Source organism: Corynebacterium sp. MSK310 (genome assembly GCF_030227355.1).
Classification (GTDB): domain Bacteria; phylum Actinomycetota; class Actinomycetes; order Mycobacteriales; family Mycobacteriaceae; genus Corynebacterium; species Corynebacterium rhinophilum.
The window spans coordinates 24322-40628 of record NZ_JASPFZ010000009.1; the positions used below are offsets into that span (position 1 = coordinate 24322).

General features: G+C 57.8%; 12 protein-coding genes. 4 read left to right on the forward strand and 8 right to left on the reverse strand.

Annotation, left to right across the window (positions count from 1 at the left end; genetic code table 11):
• Positions 1 to 45: 45 nt before the first annotated feature.
• A complete protein-coding gene (gene uvrA / locus QP891_RS07715; RefSeq protein WP_284770497.1) occupies positions 46 to 2886 on the reverse strand; it encodes an excinuclease ABC subunit UvrA in 2841 nt (946 codons plus the stop codon).
• 64 nt (positions 2887 to 2950) lie between these two features.
• Between uvrA and QP891_RS07720 the strand changes: the two genes are divergently transcribed.
• The 3 genes from QP891_RS07720 to QP891_RS07730 all read left to right on the forward strand — a co-directional run bounded on the left by QP891_RS07720 (position 2951) and on the right by QP891_RS07730 (position 7049).
• Positions 2951 to 3553, forward strand: a complete 603-nt coding sequence (locus tag QP891_RS07720) for an MBL fold metallo-hydrolase (RefSeq protein ID WP_284770498.1) — start codon at positions 2951 to 2953, stop codon at positions 3551 to 3553.
• 77 nt (positions 3554 to 3630) lie between these two features.
• Positions 3631 to 4647: a DoxX family protein gene (locus QP891_RS07725; RefSeq protein WP_284770499.1), complete on the forward strand. Its 1017-nt coding sequence runs from the start codon at positions 3631 to 3633 to the stop codon at positions 4645 to 4647.
• A 143-nt stretch (positions 4648 to 4790) separates the two neighbouring features.
• Positions 4791 to 7049 (forward strand): HelD family protein, encoded by a 2259-nt coding sequence (locus QP891_RS07730; protein ID WP_284770500.1) that lies wholly within the window; start codon positions 4791 to 4793, stop codon positions 7047 to 7049.
• A 74-nt stretch (positions 7050 to 7123) separates the two neighbouring features.
• Here the strand turns inward: QP891_RS07730 and QP891_RS07735 are convergent, their stop codons facing one another.
• The 7 genes from QP891_RS07735 to rpsA form a co-directional block, all read right to left on the reverse strand.
• Positions 7124 to 7564 carry a universal stress protein gene (locus QP891_RS07735; protein ID WP_023026529.1) on the reverse strand — a complete coding sequence of 147 codons (441 nt, stop codon included), beginning with the start codon at positions 7562 to 7564 and terminating at the stop codon, positions 7124 to 7126.
• Between the two features lie 83 nt (positions 7565 to 7647).
• The gene (locus QP891_RS07740; RefSeq protein ID WP_023026527.1) at positions 7648 to 8100 is read right to left on the reverse strand and encodes a universal stress protein; all 453 of its coding nucleotides are present in this window, start codon (positions 8098 to 8100) and stop codon (positions 7648 to 7650) included.
• A gap of 151 nt (positions 8101 to 8251) precedes the next feature.
• Positions 8252 to 10345 (reverse strand): excinuclease ABC subunit UvrB, encoded by a 2094-nt coding sequence (uvrB, locus tag QP891_RS07745; RefSeq protein WP_284770501.1) that lies wholly within the window; start codon positions 10343 to 10345, stop codon positions 8252 to 8254.
• Positions 10346 to 10384: 39 nt separating this feature from the next.
• Complete coding sequence (locus QP891_RS07750) at positions 10385 to 10747, reverse strand: DUF4259 domain-containing protein (RefSeq protein WP_284770502.1); 363 nt, start codon at positions 10745 to 10747, stop codon at positions 10385 to 10387.
• Between the two features lie 75 nt (positions 10748 to 10822).
• Complete coding sequence (gene coaE / locus QP891_RS07755; RefSeq protein WP_284770503.1) at positions 10823 to 11425, reverse strand: dephospho-CoA kinase; 603 nt, start codon at positions 11423 to 11425, stop codon at positions 10823 to 10825.
• A gap of 74 nt (positions 11426 to 11499) precedes the next feature.
• The gene (locus tag QP891_RS07760; RefSeq protein WP_284770504.1) at positions 11500 to 13548 is read right to left on the reverse strand and encodes a glucose PTS transporter subunit IIA; all 2049 of its coding nucleotides are present in this window, start codon (positions 13546 to 13548) and stop codon (positions 11500 to 11502) included.
• A gap of 313 nt (positions 13549 to 13861) precedes the next feature.
• Positions 13862 to 15325 (reverse strand): 30S ribosomal protein S1, encoded by a 1464-nt coding sequence (gene rpsA / locus QP891_RS07765; protein ID WP_005280312.1) that lies wholly within the window; start codon positions 15323 to 15325, stop codon positions 13862 to 13864.
• 249 nt (positions 15326 to 15574) lie between these two features.
• Between rpsA and QP891_RS07770 the strand changes: the two genes are divergently transcribed.
• Positions 15575 to 16306: a class I SAM-dependent methyltransferase gene (locus tag QP891_RS07770; RefSeq protein ID WP_284770505.1), complete on the forward strand. Its 732-nt coding sequence runs from the start codon at positions 15575 to 15577 to the stop codon at positions 16304 to 16306.
• The last annotated feature ends 1 nt before the right edge of the window (position 16307 follow it).

Consider the following 16307-nt stretch of genomic DNA (forward strand, 5'->3'; position numbering starts at 1 on the left):
TTTTGAAAAGGAGACAATTTTTCGCAGAAACTATCTCCTTAGTTTTTAGGGCAACATTTCCTTGAGGTAGCCGCCAGTATAGGAACCTTCTACCTGTGCGACTTTTTCCGGAGTACCCTGCGCGACCACGGTGCCGCCACCGGCACCACCTTCTGGGCCCATATCCACAATCCAGTCTGCAGCCTTGATGACATCGAGGTTGTGCTCAATGATAAGCACGGAATTACCCTTATCTACCAAGCCTTGAATCACCAGCATTAACCGGCGAATATCCTCAAAGTGCAGACCGGTCGTCGGCTCATCCAGGATATAGATGGTGCGGCCATTGGTGCGCTTTTGTAGCTCCGAGGCAAGCTTCACGCGCTGGGCCTCACCGCCGGACAACGTGGTGGCGGCTTGGCCGAGGCGGACGTAACCCAAGCCGACATCGACAAGCGTGGCCAAGTAGCGGTGGATGGACGTAATGGGCTCGAAGAAGTCCGCTGCCTCTGAGATGGGCATATCCAGCACTTCTGCGATGTTCTTGCCCTTGTAGTGGACCTCCAGGGTTTCGCGGTTATAGCGCGCGCCCTCGCAGACCTCACACGGGACATAGACATCCGGCAGGAAGTTCATCTCGATCTTGATGGTGCCATCGCCCTGGCATGCCTCGCAGCGGCCGCCTTTAACGTTGAACGAAAAGCGCCCGGCCTTGTAGCCGCGCACCTTTGCCTCTTGGGTCTCCGCAAAAAGATTGCGAATCTTATCAAAGACGCCGGTATAGGTAGCCGGGTTGGAACGCGGTGTGCGGCCAATCGGGCTTTGATCCACCTGCACCAACTTATCCAGGTGCTCGATGCCCTCCACACGCTTGGCACGCCCAGGAACCTGCCGGGCGCGGTTGAGATTATTAGCCAGGGTCTTGGCCAGGATCTCATTGACCACGGTGGATTTGCCGGAACCAGACACACCGGTAATGCACACCAGCACGCCGAGCGGAATCTCGACGTTAATCCCCTTGAGGTTATTTTCCCGTGCGCCGACTACCTTCAGGGTGCGATCTTTATCGATTTCACGGCGGTGATCAGGAACAGCCAGCACCTTGGAACCAGACAGGTACTGCCCCGTCAAGGACTCCTCTACCTTCTCCACGCCGGCGGGCTCGCCTTGGTAGACCACTTCGCCGCCGTATTCGCCGGCGCGCGGGCCCACATCCACCAGCCAATCGGACGAGCGGATGGTGTCTTCATCGTGTTCGACCACGATAAGCGTATTGCCAATATCGCGCAGGCGCTGCAGAGTTGAGATCAGGCGGTGATTATCGCGCTGATGCAAACCAATGGACGGCTCGTCCAAGACGTACAAAACGCCTGCCAGCCCGGAACCAATCTGCGTGGCTAGGCGAATGCGCTGGGCCTCGCCGCCAGACAGGGTCGAGGCGCCGCGGTCCAGGGTGAGGTAGTTAAGCCCCACGTCCAATAAGAAACGCAAGCGGGCCTGGGTTTCCTTCAGCACCGCTCCAGCAATGATTTCCTCGCGGTGTCCCAAGACGAGCGAATCCAAAAACTCTGAGGCATCCTCGATGGACAGGGCGCTTAGCCCCGCGATGGACTGTTCACCATGCGAGGTCGATGCCAAGCGCACGGCGAGGATTTCCGGCTTCAGGCGCGTTCCCTTACACGTGTTACACGGCACCCGGCGGGTGTATTGCAGCAGGCGATCCTTTTGGGACTGCGAATCCGTGGTGTCCAATTTGCGGTGTAGGAAGCCTACTGCGCCCTCAAAGGGCGCAGTCCAATTGCGCTGGCGGCCATAGCGGTTCTTATATCGCACTCGCACTTCGGTTTCGGTACCGTAAATCAACGCATCGCGCTGCTCCTCCGTCAGCTCGCTGACGGGGGTCTGCGGATCAAAGCCCATCGCTTTGCCCAAACCCTCCACGAGTTTCACGAAGTACCGAGAATTCGGGCTGGAATGCCACGGCTGCACGGCATCGACGGCTGGGGCATCCGGATCCGGAATGAGCAGGTCCACATCCACTTCGAGCTTGGTGCCCAAGCCATCGCAAACCGGGCAGGAGCCAAAGGGTGCGTTAAAGGAAAACGCGCGCGGCTCGTACTCCTCGATGGTCAACGCATGGCCATTGGGGCAGGCCGCCTTTTCGGAATAGGTATGCGTGAGTTCCTCTTTATCAACGAACTCGATGGTGACGAGACCATCGGCAAGCCGCAAAGCCGTTTCCACGGAATCGGTCAAGCGCTGCTTCTGGGAGGCTTTGACCTGCAACCGGTCCACTACCACCTCGATAGTGTGCTTAACCTGCTTCTTCAGCTTCGGCGGATCGCTTAATTGGTGAGTCTCACCATCCACGCGCACGCGGGAGTAGCCCTGCGCCGAAAGATCTTGGAAAAGGTCAACAAACTCGCCCTTGCGCTTGCGCGCTACCGGGGCGAGCACCTGGAACTTCAGCTTTTCTTCCTGCTCCAGTACTGCATCAACGATCTGCTGCGGCGTCTGGCGCTCGATAACGGCATCGCACTTGGGGCAGTGCGGGGTGCCGGCGCGCGAGAAAAGCAAGCGGAGGTAATCGTAGATCTCCGTAATCGTGCCCACGGTAGAGCGCGGGTTGTGGTTCGTGGATTTCTGATCGATGGACACCGCCGGCGATAAGCCACCGATGTATTCCACGTTGGGTTTATCCATCTGGCCCAAAAACATCCGGGCATAAGAGCTCAACGATTCCACGTAGCGGCGTTGGCCCTCCGCAAAGATGGTATCGAAGGCCAGCGAGGACTTACCGGAACCCGAAAGCCCAGTAAAAACCACCATTTTATCGCGCGGAATATCGATATCCACGCCCTTGAGATTGTGTTCCCGTGCGCCTCGCACAATCAATCGTTCTGCCACTGCGCTCCAGCCTCCAGATCCTAGATTTTAATCTCCCCTTGAATGTACCCGTAAGCTGGAACGTATGACTAACGAGCTACATCTTCACCAAATCTCCGTTTCGGAGATGGACAATAACTGCTACCTGCTCACCGCCGGCGATCAAGGCTTGCTTGTCGATGCCGCCGATAACGCCCCCGCCATCCTCGACATGGCGCGCGAGGCAGGCGTTGACATCACCGCCGTTCTCACCACGCACCGCCACTGGGATCACGTGCGGGCTCTCGGCGAGGTTTTGGAGGCCACCAACGCAAAACACTACGCCTCCTTTATTGATTCGCCCGCCATTCCGGAAAACGTGGACGTTGAGCTGCGCGAGGGCGATTCCATCGAGTTTGCCGGCATGAAATTGCCGATCATCATCCTGCGCGGCCATACCCCCGGTGGTGTGGCGCTAGTGGCCACCGTTGACGGTGTCACGAACCTCTTTGTGGGAGATTCCGTATTCCCCGGTGGATTGGGTCGAACGACCTCTGAAGGCGACTTCGTGCGGCTATATAAGGACGTCAGCAAGCGCATCTTCGAGGAGTTCCCGGATAACGCCATCATCCGCCCGGGGCATGGCAAGCCCACCACCTTGGGGGAAGAACGCCCCAAGTTGGGTGATTGGTGGGAGCGCCGTTGGTGATCTAGGCGGCTATTTCAGCGTATAATGGTCAATCACACGATTGGTCTAGAACAACGAGCTAAGGAGCTTAAAGGACTATGATTCGCAAGTTTGCCCGCCCCATGCTGGCATCGGTATTTGTATGGGAAGGTGTAGACGACCTGCGCAATGCCTCGGAGCACACCAAGGAAACCGAAGGCTTCCTCAAGACCCTGCGCAAGTTCGTCCCCTCCGGTTACAAGAACCTGATTCCCAACGATCCGGAACTAGCTACCCGCGCCCTCGGCGGCGCAAAGATCGGTGCAGGTACCACCTTGGCTCTGGGCAAGGCACCACGCACCTCCGCAGCCGTGCTGGCTGCCGCTACCCTGCCCAACTTGGTGGGCAAGAATAACTTCTGGGCCGCAGATAATAAGAAGGACAAGGAAGACCGTCGCAACGGCTTCATTACCAACACCGCCCTGCTCGGCGCACTCTTTATCACCACCCAAGACACCGAGGGCAAGCCATCCCTGCGCTGGCGCGCGCAGAAGGCCGGTGAGCGCACGAATAAGAAGATTCAGCAGGCGCTGCCCACCAAGTCTGAGTCCCAGGAAAAGCGCGAGGAGCTTTCCGCTCGCGCCAACGAGCTGTCCAACAAGGCCGGCGACTGGTTCAATGAAACCTCTCAGAAGGCGCAGGCCTATGTGGATGACAACAAGGATGACTGGCAGTCCACCGGTCGCGGCCTTCTCGATACCGCAAAGTCCTATGTTGATGACGCCAAGGACTACGTCGATGACAACAAGGACGACTGGCAGGATTCCGGCCGCGACTTCTTGGACAACGCGAAGTCCTTCATCGAGGACTCCGTAGATAGCGCCAAGTCCTACGTTGATGACAACAAGAAGGACTGTCTGAAGTCCGCTGAGTCCAACGCTAAGACCGCCCGCAAGGGTGCCGTCAAGGCCGCGAACAAGGCACAGAAGCGCGCCGATGATGCTGCATCGAAGCTCGACAAGGCAGACTCCAAGCGCGCTGCTAAGAAGGCTTCCAAGCAGGCAGATAAGCTGCAAAAGAAGGCTAATAAGAAGATCGAAGCCGCTATCAAGAAGATTGAAAAGCGCGCTAAGTAATTCGCCTTATCCCTCGCACACGGCCCAGCCCTTACGCTGGGCCGTTGTTCTTTGTCACGGCAAGGTCTACACTCGAACCTCCCCTACGCGGCACGCGGATGCGTGCCCACCCCATATTTTCGTGTTTCATTCTGAGGAGTCTCGTGAACTCTGCACCGAAGAATTCTCCAGCCACTCATTCTCCCGCTAACGCATCTTCATCCCGCCGCGCGGATAACGCTGGAATTTCCGCCATCGAAGCCGAGCAGAGCTACGTCGATGGCCTTTTTGACCGCCTCGATGATGAGGTGGCCGCGGCTAATGCACGCTTGAACGAAGTCCAGGCCGAGGTCGACCCGGCAACCCCCGATGCCGATGCCCTAGTGCGCCGCGAAACGGAATACCACGGCCTCCAAGCCAAGTTAGACCGCCTCAACGTCGCACAGATGGGGCTCGTCTTTGGCCGTATCGATATCGATGCTCCCGGCGATAACCCAACTGATGAGGGACTGGACCGCCGCTATATCGGCCGCATGGGTTTGGATGCGCGCGAAGAAAACTATCGCACCCTCCTTCTGGATTGGCGCGCCCCCATGGCCCGCCCCTTTTATCTCGCCACTACCGCACAGCCTGAAGGTGTACACACGCGCCGCCAGATCCGTATGTCCGGCCGCACGGTCACTGATGTCAATGACGAGGCATTAAACGGCCCAGGCGTGCGCGAGGAAGAAGCGGGCGTGGCGAGCGAGTCTGCCCTGTACTTTGCCATGCAACGCGCCCGCACGGGACACATGACGTCCATCGTGGAAACCATTCAGCGCGAGCAGGACGAAATCATCCGGGATAATACCCGCGGCGTGATGGTGGTAGAAGGCGGTCCCGGCACCGGCAAGACTGCCGTCGCGCTGCACCGAGTTGCCTACCTGCTCTATACCCACCGCGAACTGCTATCTTCCACCGGTGTACTCATCGTTGGACCCAATACTAATTTTTTGGACTATATTTCCCGCGTCCTGCCAGAACTCGGTGAAACCGGCGTCGTGCTCTCCACCATCGGTGGGCTATTCCCCGGCATTACACCCACCCATACCGAGGGGCTTGTGGGCCGCGAAATTAAAGGCAGCGAGGCCATGGCGGAAATCCTGAGCGCTGCAGTCAAGGATTATCAGCAGGTGCCGAATGAGGCTCGGGACGTCACCGTGGATGGCCTGACCCTGACCATCACTCCTTCCATGGTGAAGAAGGCGCGCACTCGCGCCCGACGCTCACGCAAGCCGCATAACCAGGCGCGCGAGGCATTCATCGAGCACTTCGTGGAGGACCTGGCACAGGAGATGGCCACCAAGGTTGGCACGGATCCGCTGGGCGGGGAAAACCTCTTAAGCCGCGCGGATGTGGACCAATTCCACGACGATCTTGCCATTGATGAGTCCGTGGTCAGCTGCATCGATGATTTTTGGCCCCAGCTTGATCCCTCTGAGGTCCTTGCCGCATTGTTGTCGTCCCGCGAGCTCATTGCCTCGGCTGCCCGTGGATACGATGAGGAGACCCAAGCCGCCTTGTACCGCGCAGATGGCTACGGTTGGACCGATTCCGATGCTGCCCTATTGGATGAGTTGGCCGTCCTCATCGGGCTGCCCAGTCCTGAGGAGAAGAAGGCGGCCAAAGACGCCGAGTGGCGCGAGCAGATCGCGGATGCAGAAGATGCGTTGGATATCCTGTCATCTTCTGAATCCACCGATAACGACGATGACATGTTTGAGGCGGAAATCCTCTCGGCGCACGACGTAATCGACGCGGAAACCCTGGCGCAGCGCCAGGAGGTGCGGGATACGCGCACCACCGCGCAGCGTGCCCGGGAGGATCACACGTGGGCCTTTGGCCACATCATCGTGGACGAAGCGCAGGAACTTACCCCGATGGAATGGCGGATGCTCTTCCGCCGCTGCCCGTCGCGCTGGATGACGCTGGTGGGCGATATCTCGCAGACCGGTTCCCCGGCCGGCGTGGATGACTGGGGCGAGGCCTTGGAGCCGTTCATCGCCCAGCGCTTCCGCCACCACCTCCTTACCGTCAACTACCGCACACCTGAGCCCATTACCGAGCTTGCTAATGGCCTATTGGCCTCCATTAATCCGGACGCCACCCCTGCCATTGCTATTCGCGATGGCGTGCCGGTGCGTCGGCTTGACGATGCCGACTTCAGCCCCGGCGTCACCACCGAGGACGATGGGCGCCTGACCGCAGTCATTGACGCCACGAACGCCGAGTCCGTCAAGGGCCTCGAGTTCGACCACGTAATCGTGCTTAACCCGCGCGAGATTGTTGATGCTTCCCCGCAGGGGCTGCAGAATTTATACGTCTGCATCACCCGGGCCACGCAAACGCTGACCCTGGTAGGAGATACTGGGGATGTGATTTAGCCAGTTAGGATCACAAAACCCACCGCGCGACTCCAGAAAAGGACTCGCTGCGGTGGGTAAGGCGAAAGCCTAGATTAGTTGACGGTGTGAACGATCATGACGTCACAGTCGGACTGGCGCGCCACATCTGCCGGCACCGAGCCAAGCAAACGGCCAGTCAGGGAATTAATACCGCGGTTACCAACGATGAGCAGGTCTGCATCATTGTCGTTGACAATGGACATGAGGGCTTGTACCGGCGTGCCAGGGCGGACTGCGGTTTCCACCTTGGAAACCCCGTGCTTTTCCGCTTCTTCCCTACCCGCCTGCAGGTTAGCTTCAGCCTTCTCATCACCGAGAATAGTGACGGAATCCTGGCGCAAGGTCTTCGAGGCCTGCTCTTGATTCTCGTAGTAAGCACAACCGACGATCAGCGTGGCATCGAATGCAGCGGCAATCTTGGCTGCTCGCTCCACGGCGAGGAGGGAGGACTTGGAACCGTCAGTACCGACAACAATCGTGCTGTAGTCGCTCATGATGACCTTTCTTTGTGGGTGTGTACCCTATCTATTCTAGTGTGCCAACTTGGCGTTACTGCAAGTGTAACAATGAAAAATGATTAACGTTTTTCACTCGTGTTGACCACCACGACATCCACCTTGGATTTATGGGTAAGTTCAGTAGGCACTGAACCGAAAACGCGTCCGCGCACGGAATTAACGCCGCGATTGCCCACGACCAAGAGCTCCACGTCGTATTTCTCCGTAACCTCAATTAAGGCGTTGACAGGGTCACCGGGGGTAGTGACCACCTCAATATTTTCCGCGCCTTCGGACTCTGCAATCCGCTGCGCATTCGTGAGGTAAGTATTCGCCATTTCCTCGCTGACCACCGGTAGCCGGGATCCTTCCCCGCTGGGAGCACCGAGCATGGAGCCTGAATGATTATAGGCTGCGGAGACGATGATGAGCTTGGCGTCATATGCCCGTGCCATTGATGCCGCCGAACGCACTGCGCGCAGGGAAGTTTCGGAGCCATCGGTACCGACGGCGATGGTGTGATACGTAAGCATGATTCTCCTTGCTGGTGAATAACTAGGTCGGCACATTGAACCGGCTTATAAAGTCGCCCCCAGTATAGTCAGGACGCTGAATCAATAAGCCCAAGGTTGCAGGAGTGCGCACTTTTAGGGGGAAAGCGTTATTGGGCCCCTGCGCGTGCTGCTAGATTCCAGCGTCTTTCAGGCCGCGCAATTCCTTCTTCAAATCCGCAATCTCATCGCGCAGCCGCCCGGCCAGTTCGAATTTCAGCTCGCGCGCGGCAGCGCCCATCTGTGCCTGCAGGTCATTAATGAGAGCCTCAACCTCATCGGTAGCCATGCTGGAGACATCGCGCTTTTCCACCACCGCCGAAGGATCCGACTCGGCTACCTCTTCCCCATTGTTTTCGTAGACCTGATCCAAAATATCGGCGATCTTCTTGCGCAAAGGCTGCGGATCCACGCCGTGTTCCTTGTTATAGGCAATCTGCTTCTCGCGGCGGCGCTCAGTTTCATCGATGGCTTCCTGCATCGAGTCTGTGATTTTATCCGCATACATGATGACCTCGCCCGATACGTTACGCGCAGCGCGGCCAATGGTCTGGATGAGCGACGTCGTCGAGCGCAAGAAGCCCTCCTTATCCGCATCGAGGATGGCCACGAGCGAGACCTCGGGCAAGTCCAAGCCCTCGCGCAATAGGTTAATGCCCACGAGCACGTCGAATTCACCCTGGCGCAATTGACGCAGGAGTTCCACGCGCTGCAGCGTATCGATATCCGAGTGCAGGTAGCGGACCTTAATCCCCTGCTCCAAGAGATAATCCGTCAGGTCTTCTGCCATGCGCTTGGTCAAGGTGGTAACCAATACGCGCTCCTGAGAGGCAATGCGACCACGGACCTCATCAATAAGGTCGTCGATCTGGCCCTTGGTGGGCTTCACCGTCACCTTAGGATCAACCAGACCGGTCGGGCGAATGACCTGCTCGACAAACTCGCCGCCGGAGGAGGTCATTTCGAAATCACCCGGCGTAGCAGACATGTAGACGGTCTGGCCGACGCGCTCCTCAAACTCGTCGAAGGTCAGTGGCCGGTTGTCCACCGCGGAAGGCAGGCGGAAGCCAAATTCCACCAAGTTTCGCTTGCGCGACATATCGCCTTCGTACATGCCACCAATCTGCGGCACGGTCACGTGGGACTCATCGATGATGGTAAGAAAGTCCTCCGGGAAATAGTCCAAGAGCGTAGCTGGCGCAGACCCTGCCGGGCGGCCATCCACGTGGCGGGAGTAGTTCTCAATGCCGGAACAAAATCCCACTTGCTCGATCATCTCTAGGTCATATTCCGTGCGCATGCGCAGCCGCTGCGCTTCCAAGAGTTTGCCCCGGTTTTCTAGATCTTCTAGGCGCTCAGCCAATTCTTCCTTGATATCGGCCACGGCCTTTTCCATGCGCTCTGGGCCGGCCACATAGTGCGTGGCGGGGAAAATGCGCACTTCATCGACCTGCTCGATAACATCACCTGTCACCGGGTGGATATAGTACAGCGAGTCAATATCATCACCGAAGAACTCAATGCGCACCGCGCGCTCTTCATACGCCGGAATGATATCGACCGTGTCACCCTTAACGCGGAAGGTACCGCGGGTAAAGCCCACATCATTGCGCTCGTATTGGATATCTACCAACAGCCGGAGGAAACGGTCCCTATCGAGTTCCTCATCAACGGCAATAATGACCGAGCGATCCAAATAGGATTGCGGGGTACCAAGGCCGTAGATGCACGAGACCGAAGAGACCACCACAACATCGCGCCGCGAAAGCAATCCAGAGGTGGCCGAGTGGCGCAGGCGCTCTACATCCTCATTGATGGAGGAGTCTTTTTCAATATAAGTATCGGTCTGCGCGATATAGGCTTCTGGCTGGTAGTAATCGTAATAAGAGACGAAATATTCCACCGCGTTATTGGGCAATAATTGGCGCAGCTCATTGGCCAACTGTGCGGCCAAGGTTTTATTGGGAGCCATCACTAGCGTGGGCCGCTGCTGTTTTTCAATCAGCCACGCGGCCGTCGCGGATTTACCAGTACCGGTGGCACCCATGAGCACCACGTCGCGCTCGTCGCGGTTGAGGCGCTCATCAAGTTCCTTGATGGCCGCAGGCTGGTCACCGGCGGGTTCATATTCAGAAACGACTTGAAACTTGCCGGGGGTGCGTTCTACCTCACCGACAACGCGGTGTTCAGAATTTGGAATAAGGGGATGTTCAGCAGCAAAAGCCATACCCGCTATTCTACTGCTTATACGCTCCTGCTAGCCATTTCACGGCAGCGCGGCCTGGGCGGTGTGTAGCCATTGGTCGAGCTCCCCTGTCGGTTCCCATAGCGCGTAGACCGACGAGGAATCAGAGCGCATCGCTTGGTTGATGCGCCGGCGCAGCCACGCCTTAGATTGCGGGGTATATAGGGACGCCAAATCCCGTGGGGCTACGCCGTCTGGCAGGCCATCGGCAGGCAGCTTCGTCAGCGCACCCAATGCGATAACCGCTTCGGCTTCATCGGAATCGAGGACCCCAGTGCCGCACGAACGCTGAAAGTGCCGGAGATCAAAAGAACCATCCCGCAGGCTATCGAGTATGTCTCGCGCCGCGTGATTATCGAATGGTCCAGTGCCCCAAGTTCCCACGCTCAAATAGTCTAGGGGCCAAAAGTAAACGTTAATAGGAAAATACGTTAACGCTACTTACCCAAAAGGTTAAGCTTAAGAAGACGCCGCTTCGATTTCATCGCAGACTGCTGCGGCGCGCTCGGCCAATTGTGCCTGCGTGCCGTTATTGTCAATGACATGGCTTGCTGCCGCGAGCCGCTTCTCATCAGAAATCTGGGCGTTAATCCTTTTGCGCGCGTCTGCTTCATCGAGTCCGCGGAACTCCACGAGGCGACGCACCCGCTCTTGCGGAGCCACGTCAACGACGATGACAAAATCCATATCCCCGTCGAGCCCATTATCAACGAGCAGCGGCATGTCATAGACCGTAAAATCAACGCCCTCTTCGCGCGCGGCAGCGAATTGCCGCTGGGTCTCTTCTTGGATACGCGGGTGCGTAATCGAATTAAGAAGATCGGTGTGTTCCCTATCCACAAACGCGCGGCGGGCAAGTTCCTTGCGGTCGAGGCAGCCGTCTTCCTGCAAGATGTCCTCACCGAACTTCTCCGCAAGCTCGGCCAAGGCTGGTTGCCCAGGCTTGACGATGTCCCGGGCAATGCGATCTGCGTCCACAACCCGCCAGCCGCGCTGGGCGCACAGCTTCGCTACCGTAGATTTCCCGCTGCCGATTCCCCCGGTTAATCCGATTAGCTTCATAAGATACCAGGGTACGCGAAAAGGAGCCCGGCACGACTGCCTAGGCTCCTTGCTGCGGAAATTACGAGTGCCTATTAGGACTCAATTTCCTCTTCCGGCTTTGGATGAACCTGCAAGAGTTCATCGCTTGGGGTGACCGCACCAGTAGCGCCGCTCACGGAACCAAATTTCTTGGCGTTGGTGACAACGACCGGGGTAATCAGGTTGTAGTTCTTGGACTTGATGAAGTCTGCGTCAAAGCTGATGAGCTTATCGCCAGCGGACACGCGCTGCTTCTTTTCCACATGAACATCGAATCCCTCGCCGCCCAGTTCCACGGTATCCAGGCCAACGTGGATGAGCAGCTGTACGCCGCTGTCCAGGTTAAGCCCGATCGCATGGCCGGACTTTTGGACGGTGAGCACGGTGCCATCGGCAGGCGCGTAGACGGTATTGCCAGTTGGCTTCACGGCAGCGCCCGGCCCAAGCTTGGCGCCGGCAAAGATGGGATCCGGCACCTCAGACAGGTCCACGGCCTCGCCCTCCAAAGGAGAGTCCAGCGCGATGGTTGCCTGTTTCGCCTCCTTGGTGGCGATCCCGGTGGCTGTCGCAACCCCTGCAGCCTGTGCGTTCTCAGAACCGTCCGACTCATCATCGGAGGAGCCAAGGACGCGGGACTCGGAGCGGCTAGCAACCTCTTCGACACTCTCGTTATTTTCGCGGGCGATGCGTTCAAGATCGGCCTGCTTTTCCTCTGCAGTGCGGTAGCCAAACAGCAGCGTGAGGAAGAAGGAGGTGAAGAATGCCACGGCGATGCCGATGATGTAGCCCAGCTGCGGGGACATGGCTGGAGTGGTCAAGATGGAGGTGAAGACGAAGGCATTAGCGCGGACATCGAAAAGCCCCATCACTGCACCACCCACGGCACAACCTGGCAGCAGGCGGTAGTAGGTGCGGCGGAAGCGGAGCAAGATGCCGTAGAGAGACGGCTCCGAAATACCGCCGAGCATGCCGGCTGCAAAGGCACCGACGGAGACCTGGCGCATGGAGTTGTTCTTCTCCCTCATGGAGATGACCATCACGGCGCCGGTGACGCCGAAGCAAGCAAAGTTCCACGCACCCATGGGGCCCTGAATGAAGTCGTAGCCGTAGGTCGTGATGTTTTGAATCATGATCACGTTGAGCGGCCAGTGCAGGCCCATGGGCACCAGGAATGGGTACAGCAGCGGAATGACAATGGCCAAGATGAACGGCGAGAAATCATTAATTTGGAACAGTACCCAAGAGATACCGTTGCCCACGCCGATACCGAATGGACCGAGCAGGAAGGCCGTTGCCGGAATCATGATGAGCAGGGAGAAGAACGGCACGAAGACCATGTGCACGGCGCCCGGGATGATCTTCTTCAAGCCCTTTTCCACCCAGAACAGGCCGATAGCGGCCAAGATCGGGGGGAATACCTGAGAGCCGTAAGAGTTAATCACCAGCGGCAGGCCGAATACATTCACGGTATCGCCCTGTTCACCCAGGGACATAAACTCCGGTGTCAGAAGCGCGGCAGGAATGGCTGCCGAGACCCACATATTCGCACCCAGCTTCTGCGCGGCGGTGGCACCCACCATCACCGGCAAGAAGTAGAAGACCGATTGGAACATCGCGTGGGCCAAGCGGAAGCCCTCAGGCTGCTCCTCCATCGGCGCGCGGAAGTCTTGAATGCCAACGGTATCTGCCAGTACCAGCAGCGTGATAATGAGGGAGGCGCCAAGCAGTGCCCACAGAATCGGGCGGAACGTATCAGAGAGGAACTCGAAGCAATAGTCGATCCAATCGTACTTTCCGCGCACGCCGTCGTATTTTTTCTTTGATGAGGAGGATTCCTCATCAGCGGGACTTACCCCGGGGTCTTTGATGATTTCGCCGTAGTAGTTAGCCACGCCGCCACCCATGACCACTTGGTAACCATGCGAACCCTGCGTGACGGAACCGAGAACGGCCGTATCACTTTCCAGCTTTTCCTGATCTACTTTCCCCACATCAGCGAGTTGAAAGCGCAGGCGCGTCGCGCAGTGCGTCAGCGATGTGATGTTATCGGCGCCGCCCAAGCTATCGATGATGTGTGTGGAAGTGTCCTTCACAGATGCCACTTCATACTCCTTGCATAAAGACAAAACAATAGTCAGTACTCAACTGGCTATTACGTCACACTCGGATTATAAGTGAGAGACAACACAAACAAAAGCCCAATTTAGTGGCCTTTAGTGGGGATAGTTGCCTTTTTGCGGGCGAAATTACTTCGCCGCAGGTCAAGGAACCAGCAAGCGAAAAGTGACAGGCAATCGTTTGCATATACTGTCATAAAACTCACAAAGCCGCGTCCTGTCTCCCTAAAGGAGAAGGACGCGGCTAGTGCAGCTGTGTGGAGTTAGGGACTATCTCACCCTAAGCTCCAAAGGCGTCTTAGTTGCCGGCGAGCTTGTCGCGCAGTGCGGCGAGCTGCTCGTCAGAAGCCAAGGATCCGCCAGACTCTGCCTGAGTCTCCGATGCCGGAGCTGCATCGGTGGAGTCAGAAGAGTAGTTGGAGGATGCTTCAGCGGACTCTGCAGCCTCTGCGGCGGCAGCGCGGTTGCGCTCGATCTGAGCGGTGTGCAGGTTGAAGCGGCGCTCGGACTCTGCGTAGCGTGCCTCCCAAGCCTGACGCTGCTCGTCGAAGCCTTCCTTCCACTCGTTGGTGTCCGGGTCGAAGCCTTCTGGGAACACGTAGTTGCCCTGCTCGTCGTAAGAGTCAGCCATGCCGTACTTGGACGGATCGAACTCTTCGGAGTAGTCCTCATCAGCCTGCTTGACGGACAAGGAGATACGGCGACGCTCGAGGTCGATGTCGATGACCTTGACCATGACTTCCTGGCCAACGGTGACAACCTGGTCCGGAACCTCGACGTGGCGCTGAGCCAGCTCGGAAATGTGAACCAGGCCCTCGATGCCTTCCTCGACGCGAACGAACGCACCGAACGGAACGAGCTTGGTGACCTTGCCCGGGACGATCTGGCCCACAGCGTGGGTGCGGGCGAAGACGCGCCATGGGTCTTCCTGGGTTGCCTTCAGGGACAGGGAAACGCGCTCGCGGTCCAGATCAACGTCCAGAACCTCAACGGTTACCTCGTCACCAACGGTGACAACCTCAGATGGGTGGTCGATGTGCTTCCAGGACAGCTCGGACACGTGGACCAGGCCGTCGACGCCGCCAAGATCGACGAAGGCGCCGAAGTTGACGATGGAAGAGACAACGCCCTTGCGGACCTGACCCTTCTGCAGCTGGTGCAGGAACTCGGAACGGACCTCGGACTGGGTCTGCTCCAGGTATGCACGGCGGGACAGGACAACGTTGTTGCGCTGCTTGTCCAGCTCGATGATCTTAGCTTCCAGCTCCTGGCCAATGTAAGGCTCCAGGTCGCGGACGCGACGCATCTCAACGAGGGAAGCAGGCAGGAAGCCGCGCAGGCCGATGTCCAAGATGAGGCCGCCCTTGACAACCTCGATGACGGTACCGGTAACCGGCTCTTCCTTGGCCTGCAGCTCCTCGATGGCGCCCCAAGCACGCTCGTACTGTGCGCGCTTCTTGGACAGGATCAGGCGGCCTTCCTTGTCCTCCTTGGTCAGGACAAGTGCGTCAACCTCATCGCCGACCTCGACGACCTCGTCGGGGTTGACGTCGTGCTTGATGGACAGCTCGCGGGAAGGGATAACGCCTTCGGTCTTGTATCCGATGTCCAGCAGTACCTCGTCGTGGTCAACCTTGACGACGGTACCCCCGACAATGTCACCATCGTTGAAGTACTTGATGGTGGCGTCTACAGCTGCGAGGAAGTCCTCTGCGGTTCCGATATCGTTGATCGCAACCTGAGGGGTAGTAGAAGATGGCATATTGTAAAAATGCTCCGAATAAATGTAGGAAATCGTTCGTGGACAACTGCGTGTCTCTCGAATTAAAAGCCCGTCTACACTGCACAAATACAGGAGATAGAGGCCGCATTCGATCCCGCCGCGTGATTGCCCCAAGCTTTCCTACAATAGCCTGCAACAACCCGTGGCATAGACATGCTTGTAAGAGCCTACATCTGTCCAGCTTATACGGCAAATATTGCACGCCACCAAGAAAGGTAGCGCACCCCAATGACTTCGCCCTCTCGCGCCAATCAATCCCACTGGGATGATGATGCGTTCTCTTACCATGCCGAGCACCCCGAGTACCTCTCCTCTTTTTACTGGTGCCCGGAGATGTTGCACGAGGCCGATGCGCAGTTGCTTGGCGATGTCTCCTCTGCCGCTGTCCTCGAAATCGGCTGCGGTTCTGCCGCCTGCACCCAGTGGCTCAGCACCCGCGCCCGCTTTGTCACCGGCTGCGATATTTCCCGCGGCATGCTCTCCCACGCAGATCCCGGGTTGGCGCTCATCCAAGCCGATGCGCTGGCACTGCCCTACGCCACTGATTCCTTTGACGTGGCATTCTCTGCATTCGGCGCATTACCCTTCCTCGCCGATCTCGATGCCGCGCTCGCGGAGGTTGCCCGCGTGGTGCGCCCAGGTGGACGCTTCGTATTCTCCGTGACCCACCCAATGCGCTGGATCTTCCCCGATGATCCCACCAGCCTCACCGCTGAGATAAGTTATTTCGACCGCGCCTATCTGGAACACGATTCCGCCGGGACGCTAACCTATGCCGAATTTCACCGCACCATCAGCGATTGGTTCCGCGCGCTCCAAGGTCGCGGACCATTCCTCATCGAGGACATCATCGAACCGGAATGGCCCGAAGGCTTAGATACCACCTGGGGTCAGTGGTCTAGGCAGCGCGGGGAAATTTTCCCTGGCAGCATGATTTTCATCTGCCGCGCCTACAGCTAAC